Source organism: Gluconobacter sp. P5H9_a (assembly GCF_018812085.1).
Lineage (GTDB): Bacteria > Pseudomonadota > Alphaproteobacteria > Acetobacterales > Acetobacteraceae > Gluconobacter.
In genome coordinates this window covers 42,584-61,617 of sequence record NZ_JACRVW010000012.1, presented here as the reverse complement: position 1 = coordinate 61,617, position 19,034 = coordinate 42,584, and the positions used below count along the sequence as shown (strand labels likewise).

The following is a 19,034-nucleotide window of genomic DNA, read 5'->3' as shown; positions in this document are numbered from 1 at the left end:
CGTCGGACCATGATGGATGGCGAACAGGACAAGAAAAAAGATCTCGGCAGGCGGCAAAGCAAAAAGGATCGCACCGCGACGGCCCTAGCGTGGGAGGCACTTCGGCTGTTTTCTACTCAAGGATATGAAGAAACGTCCGTCGAGCAAATTGCCGAAGCCGCCAATGTCTCCCGTAGAACGCTGTTCCGATACTTTTCGGGCAAAGGTGATATCATTCTCGCCTGGACCAGCGACATGACGGAGGCCTTTAATGACGCCATTGCGTCTGCCAGTCCGGATGCTTCGTTGCAGGATATGGTCCTTCTGGCCCTTCTTCCGGTTGTTCGACGGATCACTGCCAATCGGGAATACGCCTACGCGCTCGTACAACTCCTTGAGCACGAACCCGCACTTCGGAGTGTCAGTCTGCAGAAATATGAGGAATGGGAAGAGGCGCTTGCCAAAGCCCTCATGGACCGCCTCCCCCCCACAGATATGCCATCACTGGCAGCCCGCCTGATTGCACGGACCGCGATTGCAACTTATCGCACAGCTGTAGACGAATGGATGAAAACGGAAGGCCGTACAGATCTGGAACATATCCTGCGCCGTGCCTTCACGTTCCATCCGCTTCTCTGGATGGAAGACAGCCCTCTTAGCCTTGGCTGAAAGGGCTTTATTGTCTCAGAGATCCAGTTCAATCGTGAAGTGATACGTCCGTGGCAGGCCAGCAACCGCAGAGTTTGTAGCGCTTCCACCACCGTTGATGCTCGAGGGGTAAACTGAAGCCCAGTAGCTCTGGTTCGTGACGTTATCGACCCCGAAGCGGAACACAAGAGGTTGATGATAAACGTGCGTTGCATAGCGCGCGCCCAGATCCAGCGTCACATAAGACGGAGCAAACGTGGTGTTATAGACATTGGCCGCCCGGCGCCCCATGTAATGCACGTTTGCATTGACAGCGCCGCCTTTAAGAAATGGCAGTCGATAATCAATCAACATGTTCGCCATCAGAGGCGGCACGCCAACAACCTGCTTGTAGGACGTCTTGGCCACACCCGTGTTCAGCAACTGAGCATCCAGCCAGGTCATACCGCCCAGAATACTCAGATCCTGCGTCAGATTTCCTGAGGCCTGGAATTCAACACCGTAATTCCGCTGCACACCGTAATTGGAATAAACATACGTAACAGGGTCTGTATAAGCGAATGGGCGAGACATTCTAAAGCCGGAAATATTCAGCTGCAGTCTCTTGGCCACCAAAATCTTGTAACCAACCTCATACTCTTCTGAACGCAGAGGAGCTGTCACTTCGTTTTCATTCACAGCACCTGCCGGCGCCGAAGTGCCAGCCTGCAATGACCGCCCCCAGGTGAAATAAGCCGTCTGATTGGCCGCCGGCTTATAAAGTAGACTTGTCATCGGACTAAAGGCAGCGGCACGGCTGTAGGACGACGTTTTCGTACCACTCGTCGCATAGTTATTGGTGCTCAGCCAACTCCAGGCCAGCGTCCCCATAATGGACCAGTGCTTGCCCAGAGAAATCGTATCCCCGGCCAACAGGGACTGCGTCATGGTATCGGCAGATTTATAACGTCCGGAATAATAAGGCTGTGCACTCGGAAATCTCTGTGGGTTGCCGATTGTCGCCTGTCCCAGAGTCAAAGTGCCGGTCGATGACGTCGGGTTGTAGTTCCCCATGACGTAACCGTTGGTTCCGATTTCGATCTGGTGCTTCAGCGGGCCCGTATGGAACGATCCATTCAAATAAGCCGTATTGCTGCCCGCCACGAAATCATTCGCCGTCGTCGCAGCTGAGATTGTCTGATGGTAAAGTCCCGCAGAGTTCAAAAGCTGGTTACCCGTACTGAAAACATTTCTGGCAGCATTCTGCCACATCCCACCCAGCTTCAGGCTCCAGTCATCATTGAAGTGATGAATGATCTTCATCAGGGCAGTATCGGTTTCCATGTTGTAACCGGCTTGCTTCTGACCATATCCCTTCTGGCTAAGATCAGGAGCATCCGGTAGCTGAATAGTCGTTGCGTACGAAAAGCCACCCGGATAGCCGCGCTGGGCATATGTGTACTGGCTGGCATCAATCTGGATGACTGTCTTCGGTGAAAGGTGAATGTCAAAATCACCGCTCACCAGGTTACGCCGCAGGTGAGAGTCTGCGACGTAACCCTCACCGTTCTGGTTCAACAGGTTCAGGCGGTAGCCGAACCACTTGTTGTGGCCGACCCGACCTGAGACATCGAGACTTTCCATGGGTGCTCCAATGGAATCAACACCCACGACGAAACGCTCTGTCTGCCGGTCTGTCGGACGCTTCAATGTAAAGTCAAATGTGCCCGCCGGATTTTGCGGACCATACACCGCACCAGCCAACCCATTCAGAACCTGAAGACTATCAAACTGCTCCGCAGCATAAGGCGTGGTGATGACCATGTTGAGGCCATCCATGCGCGTGTTAGCGATAACGTCGCCCTCAAACCCACGGGACTGTGGCCGGCTGGTATTCGGATCACCGCGCATTTCAAGCTGGGCAGATGGCACGAATGCAATCAGATCATTGATGTTTCTGGTCTGCTGGTTGACCAGAACATCATGGGGCACCACCATGACGGACATCGGCGTATCCAGAATGGATCGCGTACCAAGGGGCCCAAGAGAGGCTCCCTTCGTGCGATATTCCGCTGCAGTACCGCTTCCGTTACGACGATGAACAGTGATATTCTCAGGTTCAGACGCGCTTAAAGACTTCTTTGCCGCGGCTTCCGGAGTAGCGTTTTCTTTGGTTTCTGCCGCATAAGAAGGAACATTGCCCATGACAGATCCAGCCAGAAGGTACAAAGCCAGCCGCGAGAGTTTCATGCCTGAATCCTGTTCGTTGTTCTGAATTCTCCGCATCTTCTACATTTTGGCACTCAGTGCCACAATTTGAGTTTGCGCGATCTACAGCCTAGGGCGATTTTTTGAGGGGCACTGTCTCTTCAGAAACACAGTTCCCTGCGCGCGGGATCACAAAGCCCCAGTTTCAGTCTTGAGATCGTCGGATAAGTTTTGCCTCAACAAGCCTTTGAAAGCCGAAAGCGCGCCTTTCCTCTAATGACCGATGTATCGTCCAGGCCGATGGAACACCATGAGCACACTACTCATGGCAAAGGCACTCACGGCTGACAGAACAGCCTTTTCCCACGGTAAAAAGAAAGCAGACAGCGTCAGAATAGCTGCATCAATCATGATCTGAACGCGTCCGGCATTGATGCCACGGCTTTTCTGAAGCCAGAGCGTAATAACGCCCGTCCCGCCAACGCCCGCCTGATGGCGTGCCAGAGAAAGAATACCCATCCCAATCACTGTCCCACCAAATATGGCGGCGAACAGAGGCTGGACATAGGAAAGCTTCATGACACTTGGGATAACGCTCGCGAGCGCGGTGATGCCAAAACTGGCAATCGTCGTTTTAAGCGCGAAAGGTGGTCCCATGGCGCGAACGGCGAACAAAAGAAACGGTATGTTAATGACCGTGAAAAGATTTCCGGGCGTCATGGGCACGATGTATGACAGCAACAAAGCGATACCCGCCACCCCGCCGGTCACAAGCCCAGCCTTGTGCAGACACATCAGCCCCATAACAATCAGAGAGCAGCCTATCAAAAAAGCGTAGACGTCTTCTGCGTGAGAGTGACGCAACCCAGGACCATAAGGCGAAGTCATATCCAGAAAATCCAGTCGTTCAATGATCAAGCCCCTTGAGACGCATTGCATCAGGCCCATGAAAATCAGGCCCAGATAGTTCAGTCCCTTTGCCCTGCACAGCCCCTTTCATCTTCAGAAAATATTGTTTCAAACGGACTTCCCGTTTTTTGCCTGAAGCTGCGACCAACGGGGATTTATTGCTTGTTTGGAAATGCTCTTATGTGATCCGCGAGTCTCGAATTAGGCCTTCTCTCGGACGCTAAAACTGCAGCCTCCTCGAGAAACAAAGTGGATAGAGCGTCCGATGTACGTTCCTCTAGCGCCCCCGCGCTTGACCGAATAAGCAATATCAGAACATTGCTAAGACATATTTCCCGGCAAGTCTGGCACCAAATTCCACAGTTTTGTCTCTCTGTTACAATTGGGACCAATTTTCGCCACATCAGAAGACCTTTGATGATGCATTACGAATGGAGTTTTCTATGTCCACCAAGACTAAACGATCTGTAGCTCTGCTTATGGGGCTGGCACTTGCCATTGCTCCGGCCGTAGCGAACGCTCAGAGAGGCCCAGGTGGCGATGGAGGACATCGCGACGGAGGTGGCCCGGGTGGTCGTGACCGCGGCGGCCCCGGCGGCGGTGGATATCACGACCGTGGAGGCCCAGGTGGCGGAGGACGTGGGCCTGGCGGAAATGGTCATAGAGACCCCGGTGGCGACGGTTTCCGTGGTGCCGGTCCGCATCGTGGTATGTGGCGCTCGGGAGACCGTTATAATGGAGGGGGAGTATTTGTTGACAGTTGGCGCAGATATCCAGGCCTCTATGCCCCTCCTCCAGGATATCGCTGGATTGACTACGGCGGCAGCTTTCTCCTCGCTGCAATCACAACAGGGGTCATTTCCAACGTCATTATGAGCAACGTGAACGGTCCGGCGGTCGTAGCCCCCACACCTTACCCAACGTATGGTCCTGCTCAGGTTGAACCTGCTCCATACCCTGGACCTAGATACTGATTTAGCCCGAGGCGCGTCGGAGATGGCGCGCCTCTTAGGTTCTTATTAGGTGGCATCCACTGAGGATCGCGCTCTGCCCACCGACAACCTGAGACCCAATAAACCTATGTCCAGCCATAGAGAAGAACACTTGAGGAGCACTGCTCAGTTCAGAGGTTGAGGAGGCTCTTCCCGCGGTGGCGGATCCGTTGGCAGAGGTGAAGGCGGCGCTGGTGGATATGGCGGTCGTGGATTGGGCAAATCTACTGCACCTGCACCAATCGTCTTCCTTCCAAACGGCGGATATGGTGACGGCCCTGGCTCTTCTGGCAACTCAACGTCGGGCCATTCATCAGGCTCGGGAGTTTCCTCTTCCTCGGATGGGTCATCAACCATCGGATCACCATCCGGAAATGGATCTTTCGTGCCCGGATAGTCCATTTGGAACGCATATTGAGAAATGGGGGTACTGATCAGGATCGACATGTTCGCCTCCTACAGGGTGAATATTAAATTCCCTATCGCGCCAAAGGTTCAAATCTTCTCAAAAGAAACCTGTCAGTCTCGCTGGAGACGAACGATTAAGAAGTGCTGAACCCTTCCCTCCCATGCACTGCATACATTTCCAGTCTTTGAAACGGCGACATTAAGAAAGATATCTTCAAACGTCAGTTTTCTTTGCGACCCAGATTGTCCCGTAGTACACTTTCGCTCATGCGCCATCTCTCTCTTTTTGCCCTTATTTCCCTCTCGGCCTGCTCATCAGCTCCTTGGCTAACAGGTCATACAGACAGTCACTGTGTGCGAGAGCAGATGTTGACCGGGACGCAGGGCAATCCTCTTCCTTTCAGTCATGCAATGCAGGTGTGCGCGGTTTCCGCACAGAAGAGCAATAACGGTTACCCAAGACCTCTTGATCTCAGAGATGATACCACGCTTCAGGCGATGGCAGAGAACCCTGACTACAACACGGCTTCCGCCCCCTTCGTCCACCGCGACGCAAAAACGAAGGTTCCGGGCGGTGTTCGGAGAGTGAATATCGACTAAACCGCGCTCTTACGCGCATACAGTTTTTTTCAGACCATTCGAGACAAAACAAACATAATAAAATTTTTTATGCATAAAATTCATACAAGTAGCATGTATTATCTTTTATAATCGCAACAAATAAACTTGCCCTTTGGGTAGTAATTTCTCCTCCGGGTAACATTTTATTTTACTCTTTCCCGATATTTTCCCTTGCATTTCAAACACAATACCCTCATTGTCTTTTTAGCGGGTGCTTTTACTGGGGTAACCGGCGCATGTTGCGCCATTCTTTCTCCGTAAAAGTTATGATTTCGTGTGTGTTTTGTGCACGACCGCTATTGTTAAAAAAGGAGCCTCGTTATGGCAACAGGCACCGTAAAATGGTTTAACTCCACCAAAGGCTTCGGCTTCATTCAGCCGGACAATGGTGGTCAGGACGCGTTCGTTCATATCTCTGAACTTGAGCGTGCCGGCATCCACACCCTCAACGAAGGTCAGCAGGTCTCTTACGAGCTCGAAGCTGGCCGTAACGGCAAGACGTCTGCAGTAAGCATTAAGGCTCTTTGAAGCTTTAATCAGCAGCTCGTCTGTGCGAGAAGCCGCTCTTCGGAGCGGCTTTTTTTATGCCCGAACGGTAAGGCATAAACTCAACCATCCCCCCTAAAAGCACGTTTTCTGCTGCATCAGTGATGCATCACCTGCCCGCTACAGATCGACTGTTTCAGCTCGCAGCTCATTAAAACAAATCCAGAAAAAATATTTTACGTGTCATCAGAAGTGTAAGCAGATATGTGCAAATATACTTTAACTATCGCGCATCTCTACTCACCTGAAGAAGGCTCTCTATGGCTCTATCCGCTCACAAAAAAGAATGGATGGGTTTATTCTTTGCCATCTGTCTTGTCATGACCTTGGCAATATTTGGATGGCTCGGATGGCAAAAAGTATCCGGGGATGACTCCATCACGCACGTCACCATCGCTAAAATTGTAGCGATCGAAAAAATCAATGCTGGTTTAGGTGCACCAACATCCTACAAAATAACTTACGACCTGCACGGAACAATGATCAGTAATTATTTCACAGATGACTGGTATGAAACACACAAGACAAGAAAACATTTCCTCGTCACTTATAGAATGTCGAATGGCTATCATATCGACAGCATTCGCTGACATTGATTTTTACAATCAACAGAGAGGGCTATTCATCGCCCCCTCTGCATGATGCAGGATCAGGCCAAGCCTTCTTCCTGCAACGCCCGCTTAGCAGAGGGGCGTGACATAACCTTCTCTCGCAATGCCCACGCTTTGCGATGATGAGAAATATCCAGTTTCTTGAAAACAGCCCATGTCATGATAACAGCCGCATAAGCGTCTGCCTGCGTGAAGTCGTCACCCAGCCAATATGCTTTATCGTCGGACAGCATATCTTCGAACTGCGTCATCCGCCGATGGATCTGCGCATGAGTAGACTTCTCGGCGTCCTCCGTCAGGTTCGGGGCAAACAGGCCGCCGAATGCGCTGTGCAGATCACCACAGAACCCGAGAGCTTCCTGCAACCTAGCTCGTTCCAGAGAGGCATAAGCTGGCTGAAAAGCCGGAGTATCCGAATGGTCGCCGATATACTGAAGAGCTGCTGAATTCTGGGTCAAGACCACCCCCGGCTCAATCTCGATTGCCGGAACGGCTCCCCGCGGATTGATGGCAAGATAATCTGCGCCGGTCTCTGTCTTCTTCGTCGTCGTATCTACCTTTTCAAGGGTATACGGCTGACCGATTTCATTCAGAATAATATGCGCTGCAAGCGAACACGCACCAGGCTTGTAGTAGAGCTTCATAGTCACTTCTCCATTGCGCGAAGACGCAGGGAACAGAATGAGCGTATTCCTCAAGTGAGAAAAGGCGGGAAATATCCCGCCTTCTTTATGGGATATCTCAGGGCTGCTTTTCAAAAGCTCCGGCAATCGTCAGGCTGACGTCATCGCCAACATAGGGAACATACTTTTTGACGCCAAAGTCACTGCGATGGATTGTTCCAGTAGCCTGGAAGCCAACCGTATAGGCCTTGTCCATTGGGTTCACACCAGCGCCTACAAAGTGCACATGCAGAACAACAGGCTTCGTCGTGCCATGAAGTGTCAGATTACCACTGACAACAGCATCTTCGGCACCTACCGGTGAAACCTGCGTCGAAACGAAAGTCGCATCCGGATACTTCGCAGCATCAAACCACTCGTTATTCTTCAGTTCGTCAGTCAGAACCGTACTTGATGTCGCAACACTGGAGACCGGGATCGTCACAGAGAGCTTTGATTTCTCCGGATAGCTAGCATCCAGCTTCAGGCTACCACTCACGTTGGAAAACTGACCCGAATAGTAAGAAAAGCCAAAGTGCAGGACTGAAAAATTGACCTGGGTATGACCAGCTTCAACCTTGTAAGAGCCACTCTTCACATCAGCCGGCGCAGCGGCAAACGCAGTCGTGGAGACAGCCGCGCAAGCAAGAGCTGCAAAAGCACCAAAGAGTATTTTCTTCATGGGAAGATCTTTCTTTTTTGAATTGAAACAGAATCAAGTTCAACCGAAGCGGAAGCCGGACAACGCCTTCCCCATGACGGTATCACTATAATCACGGACACCCCGGTCCGTTCCGGCTGCTCCTGCTACAAACATCAATGGTAACAGGTGTTCGGCTTTCGGATGACAGTCCCGGGCGAAAGGAGCGTCCGCCCATCTCGCCAATAAGGACTCCCGCTGTTCAGGCGCCGCCTCCACAGCCAGGCGCAACCAATCATCAAAATGCCTGGACTGTTCGTCAGCTTCTGCATCTTGGCGCAGGAATCGTCGCAGATTGTGATAGGTCATGCCCGCTCCCACCAGCAGCACGTTTTCATCCCGGAGCGGAGCCAGAGCTCTGCCGATTTCCATCACGTCCTTAGCCGTCGCGTTCAGTGGCAACGAGATCTCAATGACAGGAATATCGGCCTTTTCGAACGCAAGCATGAGTGGAATAAACACACCGTGGTCAAACCCGCGATAAGCATCGCCGACACTCGCGATACCCGCCTTTGCAAGAAGCTGCTGAATATGTTCAGCAAGCTCTGGAGAGCCCGGAGCTGGATACTGAAGCTCATAAGTGTGAGCCGGAAAGCCGTAATAATCATAGATCAGCGGAGGACTGGTCCCTGTTGTCACAGTAACCTGATCCGTCTCCCAATGCCCTGACATCACGACCAGAGCCTCTGGCCGCTGAGGCAACGTCCCCGCCAGTCCACGCAAATGCTCAGCCATCTGATCCCAGACATCAGGCCAGTCCATGAAAAAGCAGGGACCACCCCCATGAGGAATAAAGACAGCGGGCTGGCGTTTTCCATGTCCTGCCTGCTTTGGATTATCCGTCATGAGAAACTCCGTCGTCAGTCGATCTGCCACGAAGGTTGTCATCAAACTGCCAGAACGATAATCCTGACTACAGGAAAGTCATCTGGCACCAGGAGTGTGAAATGCTCGACCGGATTACCAGCATGCAAGCCTTTGTCCGGGTGGTTGGACAAGGGAGTTTTGCGGCCGCAGCACGGTCTTTGGGCCTTTCACAGACGATGGTCACGAAGCACGTATCCGCTCTTGAAGCCCATCTTGGCGTGGCCCTCTTTCATCGCAGCACGCGCCGCCTGTCACTGACAGAACCTGGGCAACTCTATCTCGATCGGTGCCAGAAACTCCTTAGCAATCTGGAGGACATGGAACAGGAGATCACCGCAGGCGCTGTTGAGCCCCGTGGGCTACTCCGCATGAACACGCCCGTGTCGTTCGCCATTCGTCATGTCGCTCCGCTCCTGCCAGAATTCAGTCAGAAATACCCATTGGTAACAGTCGAACTGGGCGTGGATGATCGCCGTGTCGATCCTATTGCTGAAGGGTGGGATTTAACTCTCAGGATCGGCCATCTGTTGCCCAGCAGCCTCAAAGCCCGGCGTCTGGCGCATATCAACTTCACGCTTTGCGCCGCCCCTTCCTATCTGGCCAAACATGGTACTCCAGCCACGGTCAGTGACCTCGAACATCACACCTGCCTCGGCTACACCCTCAGCGACCCCGTGGGCACCACACGCTGGAGTTTCGGACGCCGGGGAGAACGGACCATTCCGGTCAAAAGCAGCCTGCGCTCCAATAATGGAGACGTTCTGCGCACGGCAGCATTGGCTGGCCAGGGCATTCTTTATCAGCCCACATTTATTGTCGCCGATGAGCTTCAGTCAGGCCTTCTCAAACCTATCACACTGGATCTCCCCTTGCTGGAAGGGCCTGACCTGCATGCCGTTTATGTGCCGACAACGCACGTACCACTCAAAGTCCGAGTGATGATTGATTTTCTGGCCGCACGTTATGCACCTGTTCCTCCATGGGAGCGAGCAGGTAATCAATCCTGAAGGCGATATCTGGCTCTCACCAGCACATCCTGTTCAAGCATTTGCAGAACGTCCCGCTGCTCCTGAACACCGACAAGAACTACCACTCCGCGAATTGTCGATCTTGCCCCCGTCACATGATCCTGAAAAACTTGGGCCAAAACCATCGACAACCCCTCTCGCGAGCAGCAGGAGCACCCGATGCCGTGTCTTTTGCGAAATGGCGAAGGCGGCGGCAAAGAGACCACGCCTGACCATCCCTCTCCCAGCATATCCGCAACAAGAACAGTCTCTGCCCTCCGCGACATAGGCCAGTCGGAAAGGTCCGTTACGACCGAGAGAAAGAGCTGAGACATCAGTTATTCAACCGACCGGTCGGCACCGTAACAGGGTGGCGCCCCCATGTGTTGGTGACAATAACGCCAGCCATAACAATGGCACCGCCGACGAGTGTTCGGAACGTCGGAATCTCATGGGTCAGAATATAGGCCAGAACCATCGTTACAGGCGGCAGCAGGTATAGCAGCGCCGCCCCCCGCGTAGCTCCCAGATGCCCGATCACAAAAGCCCAGGCAGCGTATCCGATTGCGGCTGGGAAAATGCCCAGTTCCAGCACAGATGCCCGTCCTGCCCATGATGCATGAGAAAAGCTGGCCAATCCTTCTGGCAGCCAAGGCAGCAGGAACAGAGCACCGCTGATCAGAATATAAGCGATCGTTGTAAGAGCACCGTACCGGCGGATCAGCCCTTTCTGAAGATTCGTGTAGAGCGCTCCGCAAACAGCGGCTCCAAACACGAATGTCGCACCTGAACCGAAAGACAATCCGCCAGACTGCCCTTGGGCGATCAGGACAACACCCGCAAAACTCAGAATGGACCCAGCCCATCCCAGAAGAGACATGCGCTCTCCCAGAAACGCCATGGCAATCAGTCCGGCCATAAGAGGCGCCGCACTGATAAGGAGGCTCGCAGCCCCTGCGGAGACTGTCACTTCGCCGCAGTTGAAAAAGATATTGTACAGCGTGATGCCCACCGCACCGCACCCTAGAATCTGCGGGATGTCCGCTTTCTGCAGGCGAGCTGGACGTTTCCAAAGCAGCCAGCCACCTGCAGCAATGGCGGCGATGGCATACCGCACGGCCGCGAGCGGGATAGGCGCAAAATCATGCAGGGCAATACGCACAACCGGATACGCACTGGCCCAGGACAGAATGGCGACTGCTATAAAGAGTGGAAGGAAACGACCAACTGAATTTGTCATTGCTGTTCCGCGAGAAGGAATTCCCAATTCAGGGAGACGCATCACATATGACAGGCCTGTTAAAAGAAGGACAGGACAGATCCGGTTTGCCAGTAGCTTCCCTCAGCCGTTATACAGGCAGGCCTCCATGCCGGGTCCCTGTTACCCGGCATAATATCCTGTCCTGATTTTATTCCTGAAGAGCGCCTCAATGTCCTCACGTCCCCATCTGCTTGATGCCCTGTCAGACCAGGTTCTGCTGTGTGACGGTGGTATGGGATCMCGCGTGCAGATGCTCGATCTGGAAGTAGAAAAAGACTACTGGGGACAGGAAAACTGCACGGAAATCCTGAATCTTTCCCGCCCAGAGTTGGTTCGGGAGATTCATCGCGGCTACTTCGAAGCTGGCGCGGATATGGTTGAGACCAACACGTTTGGTGGCTCGATCGTCACGCTTGCTGAGTTCGACCTCCAAGACCGCAGCCGCGAAATTAACCGTGTTGCTGCCACGCTGGCCCGAGAGGCAGCAGAGACCTTCTGTGACGGCCGCCATCGTTACGTCATGGGCTCCATCGGGCCCGGAACGAAACTGCCGACGCTTGGCAACATCGATTATGACACGCTCGAATCCGGCCTGATCGAACAGTGCCGTGGCCTGATTGACGGCGGTGTCGATGGGTTCCTGATTGAGACGTGTCAGGACACGCTCCAGATCAAAGCGGCCGTCAACGCGGCCAAAGCCGCACGGATCGAACTCGGGTCGGACGCTCCCATTTTCGTACAGGTAACGGTTGAAACCACCGGCACCCTCCTCGTTGGACCCGACATCGCTGCGGCAGCCACAACCGTCAACGCGCTGGACGTCCCGTCTTTGGGCCTGAACTGCGCCACCGGCCCGCAGGAAATGGCAGAGCACGTCCGCTGGTTGTCTGAAAACTGGCCGGGCCTGATTTCCATGCAGCCCAACGCTGGTCTCCCGGAACTGGTAGACGGTAAAACGGTCTATCCTCTCAGCCCGGACGAAATGGCTGTGTGGATGGAGCGTTTCATCCGTGAAGACGGCCTCAACCTGATTGGCGGATGCTGCGGAACGTCCACTCCTCATATTCAGGCTCTGGACGGCATGCTGCGCCGCGTGGGTGGCGAAAAATACCGTCCGGCTCCGGTCAAGCGCAGCACGATCTGGATGCCGTCTGTATCCAGCCTCTACTCGCAGGTGCCGCTGCGGCAGGAAAACAGCTACTTCTCGATCGGCGAGCGCTGCAACGCCAACGGCTCCAAGAAATGGCGTGAACTTCAGGAAGCGGGCGACTGGGATGGCTGCGTCGCCGTTGGCCGGGAACAGGCTGCCGAAGGCTCCAATGCTCTGGACGTCTGCACGGCATTCGTTGGCCGAGACGAAGTTGCCGAGATGAACGAAGTCGTCACGCGCTTCACGTCATCCGTTAATGCGCCTCTGGTCATCGATTCAACCGAGACTCCAGTCATCGAGGCCGCTCTGAAGCTGCATGGTGGCAAGCCGATCATCAACTCAATCAACTTTGAGGATGGTGAAGATCAGGCGCATGCCCGCATGAAGCTGGCAAAGAAGTTCGGCGCCGCGATGATTGCCCTGACCATTGACGAAGTGGGCATGGCCAAGACGCCAGAAGACAAGCTGCGCATTGCAGAACGTCTGGTTGATTTCGCCTGCAATCAGTACGGGCTGCCCCAGTCCGACCTGATGATCGACCCGCTGACCTTCACTATCGCGACCGGCATGGAAGACGACCGTAAGCTCGGCGTCTGGACGCTTGAGGGTATTCGGATGATCCGGGATAAATTCCCTGACATCCAGATCGTGCTGGGTCTTTCGAACATTTCCTTTGGTCTGAACCCTGCGGCACGTGCAGTTCTGAATTCCGTATTTCTGGATCATGCCGTCAAAGCAGGCATGACCGGCGCAATCGTGCATGTTTCAAAAATCCGTCCGCTGCATCTGATTGCACCGGAAGAAGTGAAAGTCGCGGAAGACCTGATCTTTGACCGTCGGACTGCCGATTATGATCCGCTCCAGAAGCTTCTGGAGCTTTTTGCTGGCCGGAAAGCTGCGGATGCCGTCAAGAAGCGCCGCGCTGAAACACCTGCGGAACGCCTCAAGGACCGGATTGTAGACGGGGACCGTAAAGGCATCGAGGATGACCTGGATGCCGCCATGCAGGATATGGCCCCGCTCGACATCATCAACACCGTTCTGCTGGACGGCATGAAAGTCGTAGGCGAGCTCTTCGGGTCTGGCAAAATGCAGCTTCCGTTCGTGCTGCAATCTGCCGAGACGATGAAAACAGCCGTAGCCTGGCTTGAGCCGCACATGGAGCGCAAAGAAGGCCAGCATCGCGGCACGATGGTTCTTGCTACGGTGAAGGGTGACGTCCACGACATTGGCAAGAACCTTGTGGACATTATCCTGACCAATAACGGCTATCAGGTGATCAACCTCGGCATTAAAGTGCCCCTGGCTGACATGATGGCTGCAGCCAAGGAACATAATGCTGACGCTATTGGCATGTCAGGGCTGCTCGTAAAATCAACCGTCATCATGCGTGAGAACCTCGCGGAGATGAAACGGCAGGGCTTCGATGTTCCCGTGATTCTCGGTGGCGCGGCTCTGACCCGAAACTACGTCGAAGAAGAATGCGCCCTGTCTTACGGAGACGGCGAGCCAGGCCGCGTCGCATATGCCAGAGATGCGTTTGATGGATTGTCCCTGATGGACAAGATCGCGCAAAAAGAGTTTGACGGCTATCTGGGGGCGATCCAGAGCCGCCGTGCGGGCAAGGCAAGCCGCAAAAATGCGCGTGCCCCGGAAAGTGCTGAAACTCGTGGCTTCGGCACAGTTGATCCTGCCGCCGCCCGGGAGCGTCGCAATCGGATCTCAGGCGAGCTGCCTCCTCTCACGCCACCTTTCTGGGGCACCCGGGTTGTGGAAGCTGCGCCTAATGCCGTGCTGCCGTTCCTGAATGAACGCTCACTCTATCAGTTCCAGTGGGGCTTCCGGAAACAGGGACGCTCCCTTGAGGAGTTCATGGAGTATGCGAAAATGGAACTTCGCCCCGTCCTGAAGCGCATGCTGGCGCTCAGTGCGGAGCAGGAAATCCTGCGCCCGCAGGCCATCTATGGATACTGGAAAGCTGCCGGTGACGGAAACGACCTGATCCTGTTTGAAGAAGACGGCAAGACTGAAGCCGCGCGCTTCACCCTGCCCCGCCAGCCGAAGGACGACGGCGAGTGCATCGCGGACTTCGTGCGTGACATCAATGATGAGCACCGCGACGTTGTTGGGCTTCAGGTTGTTACCGTTGGGCAGAAAGCATCAGACCTTGCCCGGGAATGGTTCGAGGCCAATCGCTATCAGGATTACCTCTATCTGCATGGCCTTTCGGTCGAGATGGCGGAAGCCATGGCTGAATACACCCATAAACGGATCCGGGCAGAGCTTGGTTTTGCGGCGGAAGATGATCGTGACATGGAGAAAATGCTCTCCCAGTCCTATCGTGGGTCACGCTATTCCTTCGGCTATCCTGCCTGCCCCCGCCTTGAAGATCAGGAGCCAATCCTGCGCCTTCTGGATGCTGAGCGCGTCGGGATTTCCCTGTCTGACGGGTTCCAGCTTCATCCTGAGCAGTCAACGTCTGCTCTTGTGGTGCTGAATCCGCGCGCCAAATACTTCACTGTCTGACTCAACGGAGAACCACGGTCATGGCATCACAGCAAATCGGCGGGCTTCTTGCCCAGCTTCGACTCATCAACGGTGAACGTGGCTTCTTCGCCAACTTTTTTGGCCTCTTCTGCGTGGCCTGTCTTTTGGGACTGGCCAACATGTTCAGCCGCTCTGTCCTGCACGCAGATATGGGATGGCTGCTTAAACCACTCATGGTGGTCATGGCCCTGTATTTCTTTCTTCCCTATCTCCTGCTGCTCATCATTGACAGACGCAGCACCAACTAACGTTCATTCATCCTACACTTCCAAAAAGACGCCCCAACATGGGGCGTTTTTCTTATCTGCGCTCCGTGAGAGGACCGCATATAGATTGTCTTTTCAGTCATCGGATTTATAATAATTTTACAAAATTGACGACTTTCCATTTCGGATATTCCATGACGGTTCTTTCTCCTTCCGCTGAAGAACGCCTTCAGACTGTTCTTTCTCGGCTCGCTGCAACACTGGGAAGCCGGATCAGCACAGCCCCCTCCGTGCTGGAAGAACACAGTCACGGCGAAGCTATGGAGGCTGCCCGACTGCCGACAGCCGTCATTTTTGCCGAAAGTACGGAAGATGTTTCAATCGTCCTGAAAGAATGTCACGCCTCCCGCGTTCCCGTAGTCGCTTTTGGCGCAGGAACATCCGTTGAAGGGCATGTCACGCCTCCAGAACACGCCATCAGCCTCGATCTCTCTCGCATGACCGGCATTGTAGAGATAAACCCGGAGGATCTGGACTGCCGCGTACAGGCTGGTCTCACCCGACAGGCTCTCAACACACAAATCCGCGATACCGGACTTTTCTTCCCCGTCGATCCGGGCGGTGAAGCTACGCTGGGCGGCATGTGCGCGACCCGCGCTTCCGGAACGGCAGCCGTGCGCTACGGCACGATGAAGGAAAACGTGCTGGGTCTGACTGTCGTGCTTGCAACAGGTGAAGTGGTCCGAACCGGCGGTCGCGTCCGCAAATCTTCCACGGGCTACGATCTGACGTCCCTCTTCATCGGCTCTGAAGGCACGCTCGGGATTATTACGGAAATCCAGCTCAAGCTGCATGGGCGCCCTGACACCCTCTCCGCGGCAGTCTGCCAATTTGAGTCTTTGAACGATGCTGTTCAGACTGCAATGGAAATCATCCAATGCGGCATTCCGATTAACCGTGTCGAATTAATGGACAGTGTTCAGATGGATGCATCCATCCAATATTCCAAGCTGACCGGCTATCGCCCCCTGACAACGTTATTTTTTGAATTTGCTGGCGCCCCTGCAGCCGTACAGGAACAGGTTACAGCAACCCAGGAGATCGCTCTCGCAAACAATGGACTTGGTTTTGCCTGGGCCGAAAGCGCGGAAGACCGGGCTCGTCTGTGGAAAGCTCGCCATGATGCCTACTGGGCCGCAAAGGCCATCGATCCGACCGCCCGGGTCATCTCAACAGACTGCATTGTTCCAATCTCACGACTGGGGGAGCTGATTGCCGGTGTCTCAAGCGACATTGCCGCATCCGGTCTCAAAGCCCCGCTTCTCGGCCACGTCGGAGACGGAAATTTCCATACGCTCATCATCACCGAACACTCCCCGAAAGGGTATGCTCAAGCCTTGGATCTGGACCGGAAAATTGTCGGTCGGGCGCTGGCTCTCGGGGGTTCCTGTAGTGGCGAGCACGGGGTTGGACTGGGGAAACTGGAGTTTTTGGCTCAGGAGCACGGTGAAGGCTCACTCAGTGTCATGCGTGCATTAAAGAATACGATGGACCCGCACCATATTCTCAATCCGGGAAAGCTGCTTCCCAACGGGCCCGTTTATCGGGGATAACACCACCCTTCTGATATTCTGCTTTTACGGACCCTGCCTGCAATGTCTTCAGCTTCTGCCGCGTTCCCGGATGTCGTTCTGATTGGAGGCGGCATCATGAGCGCAACTTTCGCCGCCCTCCTGCAAGAACTGTCCCCTGAACTCTCCATTACGCTGTTCGAAACGCTGGAACAGTGTGGGCAGGAAAGTTCAAAGGCCTGGAACAATGCCGGGACCGGACACGCAGGGAACTGTGAACTGAATTACACGCCGCAGCGTGCAGATGGCAGCGTGGATATTTCCAAGGCTCTGGCCGTCAACACCGAGTTCGATATTTCCCGCCAGCTTTGGGCGCACTGGGTACGGACGGGCCGCATTGCAGATCGGAGCACCTTCATTCACGCCTGCCCTCATGTCAGTCTTGTCTGGGGTGAAGCTGACGTTGCTTTTCTTAAAGCGCGCTACAACGCCATGGCTAGCCACCACTGCTTTGACGGGATGGAATACAGCGAAGATCCTGCAGTGATTGCGAGTTGGGCACCTCTTGCGATGGAAGGTCGGGATCTGTCTATTCCTGTGGCGGCCACCCGCATTAAAAGCGGAACGGATGTCGATTTCGGGGCCCTGACCAGAAGCCTTCTCTCTGGCTTGCAGACCGCCCCCGGCTTCCACAGCTTTTATCGTCATCGCGTGACGGACCTGACCAAAACAACCGATGGTCGTTGGCGTGTCACTGCGGTCAATATGCAAACCGGGGCGCACAGGTCTGTGCTGACGCGATTTGTCTTTATCGGCGCAGGTGGTGCAGCACTGCCCCTCCTTCAGAAATCCGGTATTCCTGAAGCACGCCGGTACGCAGGCTTCCCAGTGAGCGGCTTATGGCTGCAATGCACCAACCCTGCCATCACGCAGCGGCATCATGCGAAAGTTTATGGAAAAGCGCCCGTCGGATCTCCCCCGATGTCTGTCCCACATCTGGATACGCGGGTGATCGATGGAAAATCCTGCCTTCTTTTTGGTCCGTATGCGGGTTTTTCTACCAAATTTCTCAAGAGCGGCTCCTGGATGGATTATTTCCAATCCTTGAACAGCAGCAACATCATTCCCGCCATGACCGCAGGCAAAGATAATCTTTCGCTCCTGAACTATCTGGTGCGCGAAGTAACACAGAGCGACCATAAGCGCTTCCAGTCCCTTCTGAACTTCTATCCGCAGGCTGATGAAAGCCAGTGGACAAAAATTGTGGCCGGGCAGCGTGTTCAGATCATTAAGCCGGACAAAGGTCTCCATGGTGTCCTGCGCTTCGGCACAGAACTGGTCCGCAGTTCCGATCAGTCGCTTGTTGCAATTCTCGGTGCATCGCCGGGCGCATCCATCGCCGCCTCAGTAGCTCTGCAAGTCGTGGAAAAGTGCTTTCCTCAGAAGATTTCTTCAAATGAGTGGCTGCTACGCCTTAAAGAGATTTTTCCCGCCTATGGGGTGGATCTGAAACAGAACGCTGCCCTTTGCCGCGAATTACGTACGAGCACCGCTGCTACCTTAGATATTGATGCCTGAGTGCGTCTAAAATTGTAGAAAAGCATTCATCCGTTGTGTATACACAATATTGATGCATAACCGTATTGCTCTCTTCCGGGCTGAACGAGGTCTTTCGCGTAAAGACCTCGCTGAAGCCGTACAGGTTAACCCCCAGACGATCGGCTATCTGGAACGCGGCGATTACAAACCCAGTCTGGAACTCGCGATGAAGATCTGTGCGGTTCTGAAAGCAGAGGTCGAAATGGTTTTCTCTCTGACGCCATTTGATTCACTTGTCGAACAGATGCGCGCGCGCATGGAGGCTGGAAAACAGTGACATTCTCTCCTCGCCCCACTGATAAATTTTTCAGCGTCATGGACAATGTAGCCAATATCATTGGACGTCCTGTTTTCTGGCTTGGGGGACTGTTTCCAGACGGGACACCCGTGTCACCTACAAGCACAATTCCCCTCTGGAAACCTGTCACAATTGCAGTCTGCGCGACCATACTTTTCCAAGCGCAATATTCCTGCTGAGCCCCGGCTGGATGATGTCAGTATTCTTCATCAGCGGAACGTTTCTTTTGAATATTTGCGCCCGGATAAAACTGCAGCATTCTTTA

Annotated in this window: 19 protein-coding genes; 11 read left to right on the top strand and 8 right to left on the bottom strand. The window is 54.0% G+C overall.

Going from position 1 to position 19,034, the window contains the following annotated elements; genetic code table 11:
• The first annotated feature begins 9 nt into the window (after nucleotides 1-9).
• Complete coding sequence (locus KP708_RS11595) at nucleotides 10-648, top strand: TetR family transcriptional regulator (RefSeq protein ID WP_215748723.1); 639 nt, start codon at nucleotides 10-12, stop codon at nucleotides 646-648.
• A 15-nt stretch (nucleotides 649-663) separates the two neighbouring features.
• Here KP708_RS11595 and KP708_RS11590 read toward each other — a convergent pair whose 3' ends face one another.
• A complete protein-coding gene (locus KP708_RS11590) occupies nucleotides 664-2,856 on the bottom strand; it encodes a TonB-dependent siderophore receptor (protein ID WP_215748724.1) in 2,193 nt (730 codons plus the stop codon).
• 231 nt (nucleotides 2,857-3,087) lie between these two features.
• The gene (locus KP708_RS11585; protein WP_215748725.1) at nucleotides 3,088-3,702 is read right to left on the bottom strand and encodes a YitT family protein; all 615 of its coding nucleotides are present in this window, start codon (nucleotides 3,700-3,702) and stop codon (nucleotides 3,088-3,090) included.
• 464 nt (nucleotides 3,703-4,166) lie between these two features.
• Here KP708_RS11585 and KP708_RS11580 point away from each other — a divergent pair, with 464 nt between their 5' ends.
• The gene (locus tag KP708_RS11580; RefSeq protein ID WP_215748726.1) at nucleotides 4,167-4,697 is read left to right on the top strand and encodes an RcnB family protein; all 531 of its coding nucleotides are present in this window, start codon (nucleotides 4,167-4,169) and stop codon (nucleotides 4,695-4,697) included.
• Nucleotides 4,698-4,841: 144 nt separating this feature from the next.
• Here KP708_RS11580 and KP708_RS11575 read toward each other — a convergent pair whose 3' ends face one another.
• Nucleotides 4,842-5,162, bottom strand: coding sequence for a hypothetical protein (locus KP708_RS11575; protein WP_215748727.1), 321 nt, complete (start codon nucleotides 5,160-5,162; stop codon nucleotides 4,842-4,844).
• A 228-nt stretch (nucleotides 5,163-5,390) separates the two neighbouring features.
• Here KP708_RS11575 and KP708_RS11570 point away from each other — a divergent pair, with 228 nt between their 5' ends.
• From KP708_RS11570 to KP708_RS11560, 3 genes are all read left to right on the top strand, one after another.
• A complete protein-coding gene (locus tag KP708_RS11570; protein WP_215757185.1) occupies nucleotides 5,391-5,723 on the top strand; it encodes a hypothetical protein in 333 nt (110 codons plus the stop codon).
• A gap of 342 nt (nucleotides 5,724-6,065) precedes the next feature.
• A complete protein-coding gene (locus KP708_RS11565; protein WP_046899487.1) occupies nucleotides 6,066-6,272 on the top strand; it encodes a cold-shock protein in 207 nt (68 codons plus the stop codon).
• Between the two features lie 278 nt (nucleotides 6,273-6,550).
• Nucleotides 6,551-6,880: a hypothetical protein gene (locus KP708_RS11560; RefSeq protein WP_215748729.1), complete on the top strand. Its 330-nt coding sequence runs from the start codon at nucleotides 6,551-6,553 to the stop codon at nucleotides 6,878-6,880.
• Between the two features lie 59 nt (nucleotides 6,881-6,939).
• On the opposite strand, the gene KP708_RS11555 is transcribed toward KP708_RS11560, so the two are convergent.
• The 3 genes from KP708_RS11555 to KP708_RS11545 all read right to left on the bottom strand — a co-directional run bounded on the left by KP708_RS11555 (nucleotide 6,940) and on the right by KP708_RS11545 (nucleotide 9,109).
• A complete protein-coding gene (locus tag KP708_RS11555) occupies nucleotides 6,940-7,545 on the bottom strand; it encodes a glutathione S-transferase N-terminal domain-containing protein (RefSeq protein ID WP_215748730.1) in 606 nt (201 codons plus the stop codon).
• A gap of 97 nt (nucleotides 7,546-7,642) precedes the next feature.
• Nucleotides 7,643-8,245: a YceI family protein gene (locus tag KP708_RS11550; protein ID WP_215748731.1), complete on the bottom strand. Its 603-nt coding sequence runs from the start codon at nucleotides 8,243-8,245 to the stop codon at nucleotides 7,643-7,645.
• 39 nt (nucleotides 8,246-8,284) lie between these two features.
• Nucleotides 8,285-9,109 (bottom strand): class III extradiol ring-cleavage dioxygenase, encoded by an 825-nt coding sequence (locus KP708_RS11545; RefSeq protein WP_215748732.1) that lies wholly within the window; start codon nucleotides 9,107-9,109, stop codon nucleotides 8,285-8,287.
• A 101-nt stretch (nucleotides 9,110-9,210) separates the two neighbouring features.
• Between KP708_RS11545 and KP708_RS11540 the strand changes: the two genes are divergently transcribed.
• Nucleotides 9,211-10,137 (top strand): LysR family transcriptional regulator, encoded by a 927-nt coding sequence (locus KP708_RS11540; RefSeq protein WP_215748733.1) that lies wholly within the window; start codon nucleotides 9,211-9,213, stop codon nucleotides 10,135-10,137.
• Here KP708_RS11540 and KP708_RS11535 read toward each other — a convergent pair.
• Nucleotides 10,128-10,472, bottom strand: a complete 345-nt coding sequence (locus KP708_RS11535; RefSeq protein WP_215748734.1) for a hypothetical protein — start codon at nucleotides 10,470-10,472, stop codon at nucleotides 10,128-10,130. The two genes, KP708_RS11540 and KP708_RS11535, sit on opposite strands and share 10 nt — an antisense overlap.
• Nucleotides 10,472-11,377: a DMT family transporter gene (locus KP708_RS11530; protein WP_215748735.1), complete on the bottom strand. Its 906-nt coding sequence runs from the start codon at nucleotides 11,375-11,377 to the stop codon at nucleotides 10,472-10,474. The genes KP708_RS11535 and KP708_RS11530 overlap by 1 nt, the downstream gene beginning before the upstream one ends.
• A 190-nt stretch (nucleotides 11,378-11,567) precedes the next feature.
• On the opposite strand from KP708_RS11530, the gene metH reads away from it, so the two are divergent.
• From metH to KP708_RS11505, 5 genes are all read left to right on the top strand, one after another.
• Complete coding sequence (gene metH, locus KP708_RS11525) at nucleotides 11,568-15,074, top strand: methionine synthase (RefSeq protein WP_215748736.1); 3,507 nt, start codon at nucleotides 11,568-11,570, stop codon at nucleotides 15,072-15,074.
• Between the two features lie 20 nt (nucleotides 15,075-15,094).
• Nucleotides 15,095-15,343, top strand: coding sequence for a hypothetical protein (locus tag KP708_RS11520; protein WP_099210124.1), 249 nt, complete (start codon nucleotides 15,095-15,097; stop codon nucleotides 15,341-15,343).
• A gap of 152 nt (nucleotides 15,344-15,495) precedes the next feature.
• Nucleotides 15,496-16,914, top strand: coding sequence for an FAD-binding oxidoreductase (locus KP708_RS11515; RefSeq protein WP_215748737.1), 1,419 nt, complete (start codon nucleotides 15,496-15,498; stop codon nucleotides 16,912-16,914).
• 42 nt (nucleotides 16,915-16,956) lie between these two features.
• Nucleotides 16,957-18,450 (top strand): malate dehydrogenase (quinone), encoded by a 1,494-nt coding sequence (gene mqo, locus KP708_RS11510; protein WP_215748738.1) that lies wholly within the window; start codon nucleotides 16,957-16,959, stop codon nucleotides 18,448-18,450.
• Nucleotides 18,451-18,502: 52 nt separating this feature from the next.
• On the top strand, nucleotides 18,503-18,748 hold the full coding sequence (locus KP708_RS11505; RefSeq protein WP_215748739.1) for a helix-turn-helix transcriptional regulator: 246 nt from the start codon (nucleotides 18,503-18,505) through the stop codon (nucleotides 18,746-18,748).
• Nucleotides 18,749-19,034 lie beyond the last annotated feature (286 nt).

Excerpts from the sequence above, each read along its gene's own strand:
- KP708_RS11595 (WP_215748723.1), top strand. The coding sequence starts at position 10 with ATGATGGATGGCGAACAGGACAAGAAAAAAGATCTCGGCAGGCGGCAA.
- KP708_RS11590 (WP_215748724.1), bottom strand. The coding sequence starts at position 2,856 with ATGAAACTCTCGCGGCTGGCTTTGTACCTTCTGGCTGGATCTGTCATG.
- KP708_RS11585 (WP_215748725.1), bottom strand. The coding sequence starts at position 3,702 with ATGACTTCGCCTTATGGTCCTGGGTTGCGTCACTCTCACGCAGAAGAC.
- KP708_RS11580 (WP_215748726.1), top strand. The coding sequence starts at position 4,167 with ATGTCCACCAAGACTAAACGATCTGTAGCTCTGCTTATGGGGCTGGCA.
- KP708_RS11575 (WP_215748727.1), bottom strand. The coding sequence starts at position 5,162 with ATGTCGATCCTGATCAGTACCCCCATTTCTCAATATGCGTTCCAAATG.
- KP708_RS11570 (WP_215757185.1), top strand. The coding sequence starts at position 5,391 with ATGCGCCATCTCTCTCTTTTTGCCCTTATTTCCCTCTCGGCCTGCTCA.
- KP708_RS11565 (WP_046899487.1), top strand. The coding sequence starts at position 6,066 with ATGGCAACAGGCACCGTAAAATGGTTTAACTCCACCAAAGGCTTCGGC.
- KP708_RS11560 (WP_215748729.1), top strand. The coding sequence starts at position 6,551 with ATGGCTCTATCCGCTCACAAAAAAGAATGGATGGGTTTATTCTTTGCC.
- KP708_RS11555 (WP_215748730.1), bottom strand. The coding sequence starts at position 7,545 with ATGAAGCTCTACTACAAGCCTGGTGCGTGTTCGCTTGCAGCGCATATT.
- KP708_RS11550 (WP_215748731.1), bottom strand. The coding sequence starts at position 8,245 with ATGAAGAAAATACTCTTTGGTGCTTTTGCAGCTCTTGCTTGCGCGGCT.
- KP708_RS11545 (WP_215748732.1), bottom strand. The coding sequence starts at position 9,109 with ATGACGGATAATCCAAAGCAGGCAGGACATGGAAAACGCCAGCCCGCT.
- KP708_RS11540 (WP_215748733.1), top strand. The coding sequence starts at position 9,211 with ATGCTCGACCGGATTACCAGCATGCAAGCCTTTGTCCGGGTGGTTGGA.
- KP708_RS11535 (WP_215748734.1), bottom strand. The coding sequence starts at position 10,472 with ATGTCTCAGCTCTTTCTCTCGGTCGTAACGGACCTTTCCGACTGGCCT.
- KP708_RS11530 (WP_215748735.1), bottom strand. The coding sequence starts at position 11,377 with ATGACAAATTCAGTTGGTCGTTTCCTTCCACTCTTTATAGCAGTCGCC.
- KP708_RS11520 (WP_099210124.1), top strand. The coding sequence starts at position 15,095 with ATGGCATCACAGCAAATCGGCGGGCTTCTTGCCCAGCTTCGACTCATC.
- KP708_RS11515 (WP_215748737.1), top strand. The coding sequence starts at position 15,496 with ATGACGGTTCTTTCTCCTTCCGCTGAAGAACGCCTTCAGACTGTTCTT.
- mqo (WP_215748738.1), top strand. The coding sequence starts at position 16,957 with ATGTCTTCAGCTTCTGCCGCGTTCCCGGATGTCGTTCTGATTGGAGGC.
- KP708_RS11505 (WP_215748739.1), top strand. The coding sequence starts at position 18,503 with ATGCATAACCGTATTGCTCTCTTCCGGGCTGAACGAGGTCTTTCGCGT.